Raw genomic sequence first — 13697 nt, 5'->3', positions numbered from 1 at the left:
TTTACGCATAAAGTCATGGGGGTATTAAGTTATTTCTTTCATTTACAAATTTAATAATTCTCTTGGCTTTATGCTATTTTGCTAGCACATTACAAACATAGGAACTAATATTCTATCAGGTTCTTATACTTTATGCAGCATCAGAAATGTGCTGCGGCAGACACACATATAGGTCCATCCGCTGTAAGATTAATAATCTTCAGGCTGCAAGATTATTAATCTTACAAGCGGAAGATTATTAATCTTACACCAGACGAAGTTATCTGCGCTGGGAGAAGAAGATAATAACAACCTTTTAAGAAGAAGATAATAACAACCTTTTAAGAAACTATTTTGAATTTCTCCAAAAAGCTTCTTAGTCTTTGTCGGCTCCCAGATAAAAGCCTATATTCGTCTGCTGATTATATCCCATATTCTGCATTGTTTGCGACATGTCATAAGTATGGTCATTGGTTAATGCAGTAAAACGGTAACTTGTCGGATAATTGGTAGAAAAAATACGGATTGAAGTATTGTCTTCTGAAGGCAAAATCACTTCTTCACGCCAGTCACCTACCATATCCCCATAATAACAGGGATTATATTTTGTTCCATGATTCCCTTGATTTGTTCCATATCCCGTATTGAAATTGACAAGCCGGTTTTTGTTGGTCATCGGATTTGCTTTTGCGCTTACAATTAAAGCCCGGTCGTACAATTCACGGGTAAGTTCTCCACTCCACCATATTGCTACATTATACATGGAACCTCCGCCAATGCCTGTAGGAATAGACACACCTTCAAGAGGAACATTACCCGAACTTGCACAATTATAAACGCCGGTATTCAAGCTGGACCAATATTCAAAGTTTGGACTATCCGGATCAATATCTGCCACAATGGAACGTCCAACATCGCCGCTGGGACCAGCTCCATGCCCTGAAATCAGATTGCCATTACGTGCATCCAGTATCTGACAACCATATCCCAATCCTTGATTGCTATAAGTATCTTCCTCTTCAAAAGATGCTTGTACCTGTAATCCCTGACGGTCTTTGATAAATTTGCCGACACTCAGAATATCGCCATGTCCGTTGCCTGTACACCATAATTCACCTCCATCGTCATCTATGGCTGCCGAACCGTAAAGTATTTCGTCTTTTCCGTCTTCATCCAAATCGGCTACACGGAAAGCATGCGCCCCCATTGCCAACCATTTTTCCGCATGTCCATCAGCTGTATCAAATTGCCAGCGAGCAACCAATTCATTATCTTTAAAATCTAAAGCCCATACCTGCCAGTTCAGGTAAATACCTCTTGTAATGATTAAGGAAGGATTGCTTGTACGCGTTCCTGTTGTCTCGTCAGGTATTCCATCCAGATAAGCGGCTCCAATAAAGAAACGGTCCATCCGATTGCCGTAGTCATCTCCCCAGTATTCTTGCCAATATTGGGCACGGGAAGCTTTCGAACCTGTTCCACCGCGAGGAATATTATCCGTACGGCAAATTTCGCGACCGTCATATCCGCGACATAAAGAAATATATTCGGGTCCTTCGAGGATAAGTCCTAAAAGTGTCGGCAAGGCACTGCCTGAATACCAACCGACTTCATCATAGTGGATACGGTAATCATGTACCGTTCCATCTTCATTGGTTATTGTCTTTCCATCCCCGAAAGTTGTTCCCTCTGATGAACGAAAAGCAATTTCACACAATCCGTCGCCATCAAAATCATATAAAATAAATGAAGTATAATGAGAACCTGAGCGTATGTTAATACCTAAATCGATACGCCACAAAAAAGTTCCGTCCAACTTATATGCTTCCAGCAAAGTTGTTCCCCCATACCAGCCTCCTTGGTTGGCACCATCATACGGTTCACGTTTTATCACGATTTCCGGCCATCCGTCACCGTCAAGTTCACCGACTTGTACATCATCGGGTTGATAATCTACTGAGGCATTCGGAACATTCATATCCAATTTGATTTCACGATAAAACGTCTGAGCCATTTGGGAAGTGAAAGTAGTTTCACATAAAGTTTCGTCCTCTCCGGTAAGAGTCACGCGATAATGGTTTTCCTTTGTCGGGTCAACATCTTCATCAATCCAGCATGAAGAGTCGGTTATAGGTTCGCTGTTCAGCTTCTCTTCTGCATTATTTGCAGTTGATTTATATATATCAAAAGCTGTACCTGCAGGATCTGTAGGAAGCATACGCCAGCTCACTAAAGCACCATGTATACCGGTCGTTGAGTTGGCATCTTCGTCAGGAGCAGGATCATAGCTGACCCACATCAGTCTGTCGCCAGTAATTATATCAGTAGGAAGAGAAGGAAGTTCTGTCACAGAATTGTCTAGAGGTAAATTGTCCGAACAAGCAAAAACAGTTCCAAGGCAAGCCAGTCCAATCAAGTAATTGAGTTTATTCATGTTATAAGGTTTAGTAGGTTTGTGAGTAAAAAAATGCGCCCGAAGCTTCACACAATCACTTGCTCCTGCCTCGCGCGACTTTGAAAATTAATCTAACTTTTGTATCCATAAACCCGGTTATGGAAGCATGAAATCTTCCAGTGCGGTTTTATATTCAAGTGTAACGGTGCCTGTCTGTGTACGCACATTCAGACAGACATCGATGGTATCGTCATCTGTCAGTCCTGTCTGGATAAAACGGGAATAGACTTCATCGGGCATACGCAGGCTGATAAGCGATGAGGTTGTATTCCATGCATTGGGTGCATTGTTATCAAAATACAGATTGAATGTAGCTTTTTTTCCTGTTGTGTCTATATCACGGTTGCCATCATAATAAAGCAGGAAAGAAACCGCACTATAAGGGTCAAAATAGAAGGTAGGAACTACATTCATGTAACCGTTTTGTATATAATACTGTCCTTCGGTCTGGTTGACGCTTTGCACAGCCTTATTCTTAAGAGCAATAGAATCTTGCCCGAATATCTGGTAGTCTTCGCTCAACGTATCGACACAGGATATGTAGGTAGGAATCTCTGCAGCCTCACTCAATACAATGTCATACGTGTGTCCGGATTCCAAATCCGATACATTCGTAAGGCTTTCATCTGATGTATCAAAACTGACTACAGCCCGTCTGACTTCTTTCAGCCACGAGATTTGTGACAAATTGGAAGGAACCAATACCGCATCAAAGTCAGTATACAGCCGATAGCCTTCCAGTTCGTTACCACTTACCGTTACAGCCATGTTGTTGAAAGTAACACTTTGCCGGTTGTCATCGTTGTCCAGACACGATACAAGCGTCACAACCGACAGGCACACAACAGACAAACGAAAAATGTTGAATAATCTGTTCATTTTATGTAGATAAATTAATAGCATGTACCGCAGAGGCATATTGCCTGAAAGTCAATATCTTTCTTGTCAGGTATATGCTCCTGCGGTATTTCTGTTTTTACCAACCTTCGTTTTGGGTCAGGTTAGGATTCTTCATGATTTCAGTCTGCGGAATGGGGAAGAAATACATTTTATCATCCCAAGTACGGCTCACTTCATTACGCGTGTAAGTGATGGTTCCGTCCGCATTCTGGGTAAGCTTCATTTCAGTAATGCTCTTCAGCTTATCCCCTTCTTTCCAACGGCGCAGGTCATAGAAACGATGTCCCTCGAATGCCAGTTCTACCATACGTTCGTTCTGGTATTTCGCCCAGAAAGCATCGTTGCTCATGCCGGTAGGGAATTCCGGCATATTGACATCCGAACGCGTACGGGTAACACTTGCTGCTTCACGTGCCGACATCGGGAACTCAGCCGAAGTTGCATCGGCAGAACCCAAATAGCGGAATACCGCTTCGGCATAGTTCAGGTAAAACTCACCCAGACGGAACGTAATCCACGTATGACGCGAACTTTTAACCGTACTGTTTGCACGTAAATCGACTGCCGGATCAAGATACTTTTTCAGGTAATAGCCTGTAGGAGTAGCTCCTGAAATAGGTTCGCCATTAGTACCACCGTAGAAAGTCTGTATCGGTGCCGTATTATAAGAAGGCCATCCTGTATCGCCGTTCTTTACCACGGTCATGGCAAAACGCGGGTCACGTCCTTCGTATGGGTTTTCCGGATCATATCCGCTGCCGGCTTCATTGATACCTAAACCAGTTGCCTGCATTTCGTACGCATCTACCAGATTTTGTGAAGGACAGTTGCCCGAACCTCCACCAGTAATACCAATAGGATAATTGTATTCTTCAAGCACGCTGGAAGCACCGGAAGCATCCTTCGAGTTGACATAGCGGCGCATGAAAATCATTTCACTATTCTGCCAGTTGGTCGTCCCCCACAAGGCGGCATATGTACCTAATTCGAAATCTCCTGCCACACAAGCGTCAATCAGTTCCTTGTTTGCCTGTGCAGCTTTATGCCACAATTCCTGGTCGTTGCTTTCATTGAATAAAGGACTTGCCGCATAAAGAGCTGCACGTGCCTTCAGTGCCAATGCCGCATAACTGGTCAAACGGCCACTTTCTGCTGGAGAAATACCCAACAAGCCCAAGTCGGTATAATCTTCAGGCAATAAAGTCGCAAGTTCGGTACATTCTTCTTCGATAAAGCTGAACACTTCCTGTGCCGGTGTACGGGTCAAGCTGTTCACATTGTCTACTGTCACCATTTCGGTAAAGAAAGGAACGGCACCGTAGCAACGGATCAGATTGAAGTAGAAGTAAGCCCGTAACAACCGTACTTCATAGAATGAATTGTTATAACGGAACATACGCGCTTCATAATCATCATTTTGTTTGAGTTCGTCAAATGTCAATCCCTGAAATTCCTGCAGGTATTGATTACATTCTTGAATGGCACGATAGCTTGTAGTCCATGTGTTCGAAAGTGGGTTGGAAGGACTCCAAGAACCATTGGTAAAGTCACACACATCGCCACTGGTATAGGCATACTCGGCTTCATCACATGCCGAAGCCAGCATACCGCCTCCATACACTTGTCCGAAATCGTAGTCAAGCTCATTATAAATATTGGTCACCAAGCCAATCACTTCATCATAGCTTTGTGCCAAATAGTCTTTTTCGTAATTGGCGTATTCGTGGTAGTCCATGTTACAAGCACTCAGCAATGCCACACACGCTGCGCCTCCTATGATATTTTTGATTCTCATATTTTTTCCTTTTTATAAATTAGAAACCGATTGACAAACCAATCACGGCACTACGCGTCAACGGTGCAGTGGCTCCGTATGCTTCCGGATCGGCAATCTTGATTTTATCAAAGCAGAGCAAGTCGATTCCCCGTACATAGAGTTTGGCTTTGCTCAATACATGGGTCTTCTTCATCCACTTTTCCGGGAAATTATAATACAGTTCTACCGAACGCAGCTTCAGGAACGAACGGTCTTCCAGCCATACGGTATTGGTCTGGTAGTTGTTAGCATTGCTTTCTGAGCTTAGACGCGGATACAAAGCATCCGGATTCTCCGGTGTCCAACGGTTTTCGTATGCATGTTCAGAAATCGTTGTGTTATTGATTAACGGCCAGTACAAGCTGGTAGTATTCAATACAGCCGAATAACGTCCTGTTCCTTGGAACATGGCATCGAAGCCCAATCCTTTCCATTCAGCTCCCAAGTGGAACGAATAGTAGATTTCGGGGGCAGTGGTGCTGTAACCGATAGCTACTTTATCGTTATCATCAATAATGCCATCATTGTTCACATCTTTATACTTGATGTCACCCGGACGCAGAGTTGTACCGAAATTCTGTGCCGGACTGTTGGCGATATCTGCCTCATCCTTAAAGAAACCGATGGCCTGCAAACCGTAAGTCTGCTTTACCGGATTGCCGGTCTGAATCAGGTTGTCATACAATCGCGGTTCTTCCAGTTGCTCGATAATCTTGTTCTTTGCCAACATAAAGTTACCGCCGATATTGAACTTGAAGTCACCGACCTTCTTCGTATAATTGGCACCGATTTCTACGCCCCAGCTGTCTACGATACCCCCGTTTTCATACGGAGCTGTAAAGCCCAATATCGATGAATATTTACCGCTGGAACTAACCCAGATATCTGAACGGCGTTCGTAATAGGTATCGAAGGTCAAATCAAGACCTTTGAACAGGCTGGCATCAATACCAAAGTTGTATTTATAAGCTTTCTCGTGTGTAGAGTTCAGCGAAGCCAGACGTCCTAACACCCAACTGGTTGTACCTTGCGAGTAGTTGGTATCGAACGGATAGAAACTACCACCCCCATAAGTCTGTTCCCAGTAATTGGTTACATCTGAACCGTCTTCTTGCGGCAGACGGTCGGCATTGATGATACCAAATGATGCACGTACTTTCAGAAAATCAATCCAGGATTGGTTTTGCATGAAATTTTCTTTTGAAACAACCCATGCCGCACCGACAGTAGGAGAAAAAGCCCATTTATGTCCCGGAGCCAGCTTGTTCGAAGCAGAGCCTACCAAAGTCAAATCAAAGAAATAACGGTCTTTCAATCCGTAATGTGTATACCAAGATACGTTCTGGCGATACCAAGTCTGGTCTATACCTTTCGTATTACGGTATTCGTAATCCCAACGCAATTGGCTGTAGATTTTGTTCGCTTCGTTAATAGTCTTATTATAATATAAGGTACCGGCAAAATTAAATACTCGTGTAAAGGCTGTAATTTTCGAGCCTTCACCCAGTGCACTTTCTTTACCATCGGTATAACGGGTCAGCTCGCCCGGTTCACCGTCTACCCACGAAGAAACTGCATCACTTCCATAAATGAATGTTTTCGAATAGTCTTCGTAATACAAAGCATAATTGTCATAACCCAACATCAAGCTGGCACCCAATCCCGGTGTGATAGCAGATAAATCCTGGTCTAAAGTCATATCGGCATACAAGGTACGTTCGTGGAATTTGGTGTATCCTGCATCCTGTGATACGGCAACCGGGTTCATTGTGCCTGCCCATGTAGAGCTACCACCCCAAGTTCCGTCTTCTAATTGTGCCGGATAAGCAGCCGAAGGAAGTTTATAAATCATACTGCCCCAAAGGTCGGCACTGGTATTACTACTCGTATTACCACCCGGCGCACGGGTTTCCGACAAAACACCTACCAAATTCAGTTTCAGTTTGGTACTCGAAGTCAAATCAATATCCAGATTCGTACGCAAGTTGGCACGCGAATATTCGTCTTGTGTAGAATAACCATCGTTCATATACGGATTGGCTATAAACCCTTTATTGGTGGTCAGGTTTCCCATAGCATAGTAACGAAAACGTTCGGATCCACCTCGGAAACTGATATTGTAAATGTTAGTAGAAGCCACATCGCGGAATGTCTCACCTATCCAATCCACATTCGGATACAGATAGGGATACTTTCCTGAACGAAAAGCATTCAATTCGTCTGCCGAATAACGGGCTGACAGACCATCATTTGCCAACGCCTCGTTGATGGCATTGGCGTATGTATAACTGTCGGCAAACTTCGGCCGGCGTGCTTGCCATTCGAATCCATGGTCGTACGAGAATTTCACTTCACGCGTATTGTATTGTCCTCGCTTGGTGGTGATATTGACTACACCGTTAATGCCTTTGTAACCATAAATAGCCACGGCAGAAGCGTCTTTCAATACTGTTACCGATTCTACTTCTTCAGGAGTAATATCGGTAATGTCACGCTCAATGCCATCCACCAATACCAACGGAGTAGTAGACGAAAGTGTCTGCAAGCCACGTACAAAGAAAGTTGGTTCATAATTGGCGTATGTACCTGTCCCTTGCAACGTCATCAGACCTGTACCGTAACCAAAAAGTGAATTCCCAATATTTTTGGCACTCCGTTTGTTAAACTCTTCATTGTAGACAGTAGAGACCGATGACGTGGATTCCTCCAGACGCTGTGCGGTACGATAGCCGATCTCTACCACTTGGTCAGCATATTTTTCCGGTTTCCCCGGCGAAGCGATGCTGTCTGTTGTTTCCTGCGCGTAGCCCGGCATTGTGCAAAGGGCAAACAGTGCAGCAGGTATGATTAGTTTATCTTTTCTTATCATAAGTCGAATTACTTTTTAATAATTGTGTTTCGCATTACCATCCTGGGTTTTGAATCAAGCCATACCCTTTGTTCACTTCTGTCAACGGGAAAGGTGATAAATACCATTTTGCATCAAAACCATTTGTCCACCAGTAACGTACCGGATTGGATAATTCATACTTCTCATATTCAAAATGTGTAGGATAAGGTTGTGTTTTATCACCATTATACCATCCTTCTCCGGCAAATTCACCCGTACGGGAAATACGCAAGCCATGCAATTGTTTTTCAAAAATGTCTGCACGTTTATAACGGATTAAGTCAAAGAAACGGGTGTCTTCCATACCCAGTTCGCAAGCACGTTCGCGGAGAATTTCTTCCAACAAGGCATCTTTATTACCGGTCAGGTTCTTGTCCGGATTGCATTCTGCCAGTCCTTTCATTCCCACACGGGCACGTACAATGTCTACTTGTGCTATGGCATCTGCCAAACGATTGTTCTGGCACAATGCTTCTGCATATGTCAAATACATGTCAGACAGGCGTAAAACGACCCATTGTGTATAATGACGAAGCATATCCGGTCCCATCAGATATTTTATCGGTGCATATCCCGTAGCAAAAGAACCGGTTTGATTATCTGGCTCTTGTTGCGCATCGTAACCGCCAACCCAAGCCTCGAAACTACGTCCCGACATATTGCCGGTCGTCCAGTCAAGCGCAGTAGGCTGCCCGTTTACAATGGCTTCTTCATACAAACGTGGGTCACGTGTCAGGACGATGTTACTTTTTCCATCTTCACCTCCATTCGGAGAACCGGTCATGAACATCTCGTCCAAACGCCCTTCTGCAGCGGTCTTGTCCCAATCAAAGGGTGTACCGTCTGCCCATGGGAACATTTCCACATACTCTTGTGTAGGAGTATATCCACGGCGAATCCCATTTCGGCTTGCATCGGTTGTACCAAGTGGATCACCCCACTGATGCCAAATATAATTACCCGACTTAAAGGCATCATACCCGAACTGTCTGGTACTCATAAGTATCTCAGGACTATCCAATTCCGCATAAGAAGTACGATAAGCCAAGCGGTAGTCCTCCGGACGAGTTCCTTTAGACTGTACCAACGAATACCCTCCATTAGCGTTCAGTTCATTGAAAAACTCTTCACAAGCTTGCAGGCACTGTGTCCACAGTTCAGCCTTATAGCCGCCATACCAAACCAAGTGTTGTGCTTCTGCTTCCGAAGAACCGCCAGCATATGCTACATCATCATTAAAAAGCGGAGAAGCAGCAAATTGCAGGATACGACATTTCAATGCCATTGCAGCTGCGCGATTCCAACGACCGGCATTAGTTTGTGGATTATCTACTGTCCAAGGCAACACTTCTTTCGCTTCATCAAGCAATTTAATCATAAAATTAACGGTTTCTTCTACCGTTGCACGAGGCAAATCATAGCTGGCATCCGTACCGCTAAAAGAATGGTCAATAATAGGCAGACCTCCATAATGACGGAACGTATCAAAATAACGCGAAGCGATGATACACTTTGCCTGTGCTACAATGGATGCCTTTTCAGATTCTTCCATTCCAGGCACACGGTCGATGTTTTCTATGATTAAATAACCATAACGAACAGCTTGCCATACGCGGTTTTTCAAATAATCCCATTTATCTGAACGCTGACCATAATTTGACGTATGCGTTCCATAATAATAGCTGTTTACAATACCACTTGACAAATAAGTATAAATATAACAGTCCGTCAATGCTTCAGGCTTACCGACATAAGGATTGGAAGATTCACAAGGATAAGCATCGCTCGATGAATTACGGAACGGAAGACCATAATACTGAAAGGTATATAATGTATTCAAAAATTGTCTCACGTATTCCGGGCTATTGAATACTGTATCGCTGGTCACATCACCACCTGGTGCTTTCTCCAAGAAAGCACTTCCGAACTTGATATCATCCACACATGATGTGGAGACAACTGAAGTCAGAGTCAGTCCTGCGGCAACAGCGAAAAACCATTTATGTTGTTTCTTCATGATTTTATCTTTTTATTAAGGGTTAAAAACCAAGTTTCAAGCTCAGCGAAAAAGTACGAGTTAACGGATAAGTCGGCTGGTTGCTGGCTCTTGATTCCGGGTCACCCCACTTATACGGAGTAAAGGTCAGCAGGTTGTATCCGCTGAATGCCAGTTGGCAAGTGCTCAGCTTTAGCCGTTCCATCAAAGGGAAATGGAAATTATAAGCAATCTGCAGGTTCTTCAGACGCAGATATTTGGCATCCTTTTCCCATAGATTTGAATCCTGATAGTTGTTCGAATCACCATTATCGAAAGTAGCACGCGGATATTCGGCATCCGGATCCGGGTTTGCCGTTGTCCATGTATTTTCTACTTGAGCTACCAACAAACCTCCCTGATTGGCATTGTTGCGGTCGGTAAACGGCTTACGGAAAATACTTGAGATGCTGCGGCTTACGTTCCAGGCACCCGTCCATTGCATGGAGAAATCAAAGTTCTTCCAGCTAAATCCGAGATTTAGACCTGCCATGTATTCGGGGTCATCGGTATAGCCTAAATCACGCGTCTTGTCATCAGGGGTAATCGCACCATCCCCATCCAAGTCTACATATACACAGTCACCATTCTTCAACTCTACCAATTGGGTCGGCATTTCTGTTCCAAACACTTCCCGGTAATGAGCCGGAGTGGTATTCTCATCGTAGTATTCGAAGAATTGGTATTGCAAGCGCGAACCGATACGGTGTCCTTTTGAATATTGATATTCTTGGTTCAACGGAGCTTCCTTGCGTTCAATAATCTTGTTTTGATTGTACATCAGGTTCAAGTTGACAAAATAACGGAAGTCATCGCCAATGCGGTCATTCCATTTTAAAGAAATTTCCCAACCCCAGCTGTCTACTTTACCAAGATTTGCCATCGGCAAAGTGAAACCCAATACCGAAGGAGCCGTACCGTCGCTCAGCAAGATATTGGTTCGTTTCTCCTTATAATAATCGAAACTACCTTGCAAACGGTCGTTTAAGAAATACATATCTACACCATAGTTCTGTTTCAACGATTTTTCCCAAGTTACATCAGGATTATTTTTGGCTGCCTCATACGCACCTGGACTTACTGTTGCATTATTAATACCAAAAAGATAACTATAACCACCATTTAAATTCGATGCTGTTGTATTATTTACGTAATATGGGTCGGCTGTGTACATGAAACGGCTACCACCAATCTTATCGTTACCTACCAGACCAATGGTGTATCTCAGTTTCATAAAACCGATAAACGGTTTGATGGGTTTCCAGAACTTTTCTTCACTGACGACCCATCCGAAAGAACCTGCCGGGAAAGTACCGAAACGTTTGTCTGGAGCAAAGTTTTCCGAACCGTTGTAACCGATATTGAACTCAGCCATATAACGGCTTTTCCAGTCATAGGTAGCACGTCCTACCAAACCTACATAGCCTTGTGGAATAGATGAGAACTCAGTCGGATAATATGTCTTCGATTGGTTGTACAGTGCCAAAGCTGTCACGTGGTGATTACCAAACGTACGGTCATAATTGAAAGCAGCTTCCATATACCAGTTACGTGACTTCGCAGGGTCGACATCTTGGTATTTCAATTGCGAATTTGTACCGCTTTTCTTATATACAATGGTACCATCGTCTTGCAAAACCGGTGTATAAGTTGCTATACTTGCCGTAGCGCGTGTATACGATGTAAAACCACTGTTGTAAGAACCTTTGACTCTAAAGCTCAATCCTTTGGTAATGAAATCCAGTTTTTGGCTTAATTGCAAATCGGCATTCAATGTATTGTTGCTGGTCTGCATAAAACCTGCGCCATAATATGCCATACCTGTACCTCCGGTAAACGGCAATCCATATTCGGTGGTAGTATATACCAACTTGTCATCTACCAATCCCGGACTAGAGAACGGAGTTGCATAATACATCTCCAATAGCATACCGGCACTTCCTTGTCCCGTATAAGGTTTCCAGGCGTTGTTTACGTTTCCAGCAATGTTCATTGATACGGTGGTTGTCTTGGTTACATCGATATCCAGATTCGAACGGTAGTTGAAACGTTTGTACTGATACGAAAGGTCGTAAGGCAAATCAAAACCGTTAAACAGACCTCCTTGTGTATAGGCACCTGCTGATACGAAGTAACGGATACGGTCGGTACCTCCCGAAATATTTACATTATGCTGGGTCTGCAACGTCATGTCCTTCAAACAGTAATCTACCCAGTTTGTGTTCGGGAAGCGGATCGGATCACTTCCTGTACGGAATTTCTCGATTACATCCGGTTGGAACATCAGTTGGTCTTCTGTATATTCGGGATGGTCATTCAGCTGCATCTGATTATAAAAGGTAGCATACTGGTATGAATTAGCCAACTCAAGTGTCTTAGTCGGCGCAATGATACTTGCCGAGGTAGAGAATGAAATCTTCGCTTTTCCTTCTTTACCACGTTTGGTAGTAATCAATACGACACCATTGGCACCACGCACACCGAATACCGCTGTAGCCGAAGCGTCTTTCAAGATGGTGATGCTTTCGATTTCGTTCGGGTCGATGTCGTTCATACTACGCTCTACACCATCCACCTGGATTAACGGTGCTGAGTTTTCCCATGTAGCCTGACCACGAACGAAGATGCTGGCAGCATCGTCACCCGGTTCACCTGAGTATTGCACGGTGGTTAAACCGGCAAGTTGTCCAGACAACATATTCGATACAGAACCGGTGGGCGACTTAAGCAAGTCATCACCTTTCACGCTGGAGATAGCACCTGTCACGGTCACTTTCTTCTGTGTACCATACGCTACGACCTCCACTTCACCCAACATCTGTGAGTCATCTTCCATTGTTACCCGCATTCCTTCTTTAGCCATCACTGTTACGGTAGCATAACCAATAAAGGAAATTTGCAGTTTAGTACCCGGTTTAACATTCAACTGGAACTTTCCGTCCAAGTCCGTGATGGTACCCGTACTGGTTCCTTCCACCATTACACTTGCTCCAATCACTGGTTCACCTGCACTGTCATACACAGAACCTGTAATCATGCCTTGCTGTTGAGAAGCAGCTGCCGCATGAAGAGATTGGAAGCCTAAGGCCGGAGATACAGCCGTTACTGTACACAAAAGTGCAAACGGCAAAACCCCCTTTTCTAGAAACTTTTTCTTTCTCATGTTATTAAGTTAATTAGTGTTGTGATTAAGATTATAATAAACAAAGGTATTGCCTTTCAAGGCCCGGCAATCATCACTTTACATATCCATTTTTTATATGTTGTTTTCATCTGTTTCTTATCTTTATTAACAAAAGATTTATAAGACGCAAAGAACCACAAAAAAGGTGAATTTTAAAATGGAAAATCGTGTATAATAATGGAAATTTTTATCTATCTTACTTGGGAAAGGAGAAAAAATGCAGTTCTTATCACGATTCTTCCCTAAAAAGGGAAAAAAGGCTTTTTTATAAGTTTTTTATCCGATAAAATAAGAAGCTGTTTTGAATTTCTCCAAAAAGTTTTTCTTGTCTTGATGTATCCGTTTTCGTGTGTGCTTTGGGCGATTTTTTGGTCTTTTTCGCTCCTGTTCTTCGTCAGATAGCCCGCTATCTTCCTCATCACAGAAGCGAAAATGCCT

Annotated in this window: 6 protein-coding genes; all 6 read right to left on the bottom strand. The window is 43.5% G+C overall.

Annotated elements, in window-relative coordinates:
• Positions 1-355: 355 nt before the first annotated feature.
• Positions 356-2413: a hypothetical protein gene (locus tag B5F71_RS16325; RefSeq protein ID WP_087212377.1), complete on the bottom strand. Its 2058-nt coding sequence runs from the start codon at positions 2411-2413 to the stop codon at positions 356-358.
• 117 nt (positions 2414-2530) lie between these two features.
• Positions 2531-3313, bottom strand: a complete 783-nt coding sequence (locus B5F71_RS16320) for a hypothetical protein (RefSeq protein WP_022040368.1) — start codon at positions 3311-3313, stop codon at positions 2531-2533.
• Positions 3314-3410: 97 nt separating this feature from the next.
• Positions 3411-5129, bottom strand: coding sequence for a RagB/SusD family nutrient uptake outer membrane protein (locus B5F71_RS16315; RefSeq protein ID WP_087212375.1), 1719 nt, complete (start codon positions 5127-5129; stop codon positions 3411-3413).
• Between the two features lie 19 nt (positions 5130-5148).
• Positions 5149-8016, bottom strand: a complete 2868-nt coding sequence (locus B5F71_RS16310; RefSeq protein WP_087212379.1) for a SusC/RagA family TonB-linked outer membrane protein — start codon at positions 8014-8016, stop codon at positions 5149-5151.
• 37 nt (positions 8017-8053) lie between these two features.
• Positions 8054-10057: a RagB/SusD family nutrient uptake outer membrane protein gene (locus tag B5F71_RS16305; protein WP_022040371.1), complete on the bottom strand. Its 2004-nt coding sequence runs from the start codon at positions 10055-10057 to the stop codon at positions 8054-8056.
• A gap of 22 nt (positions 10058-10079) precedes the next feature.
• Positions 10080-13238, bottom strand: a complete 3159-nt coding sequence (locus B5F71_RS16300) for a TonB-dependent receptor (RefSeq protein WP_087212372.1) — start codon at positions 13236-13238, stop codon at positions 10080-10082.
• Positions 13239-13697 lie beyond the last annotated feature (459 nt).

This window comes from Bacteroides sp. An269, assembly GCF_002159755.1.
In the GTDB taxonomy this organism is placed as follows: Bacteria; Bacteroidota; Bacteroidia; order Bacteroidales; family Bacteroidaceae; genus Phocaeicola; species Phocaeicola intestinalis.
The sequence above is the reverse complement of the archived record's forward strand: the minus strand, read 5'-3'. Positions and strand labels throughout refer to the sequence as shown.

Coding starts and splice junctions, on each gene's coding strand:
- B5F71_RS16325 (WP_087212377.1), bottom strand. CDS start 2,413: ATGAATAAACTCAATTACTTGATTGGACTGGCTTGCCTTGGAACTGTT.
- B5F71_RS16320 (WP_022040368.1), bottom strand. CDS start 3,313: ATGAACAGATTATTCAACATTTTTCGTTTGTCTGTTGTGTGCCTGTCG.
- B5F71_RS16315 (WP_087212375.1), bottom strand. CDS start 5,129: ATGAGAATCAAAAATATCATAGGAGGCGCAGCGTGTGTGGCATTGCTG.
- B5F71_RS16305 (WP_022040371.1), bottom strand. CDS start 10,057: ATGAAGAAACAACATAAATGGTTTTTCGCTGTTGCCGCAGGACTGACT.
- B5F71_RS16300 (WP_087212372.1), bottom strand. CDS start 13,238: ATGAGAAAGAAAAAGTTTCTAGAAAAGGGGGTTTTGCCGTTTGCACTT.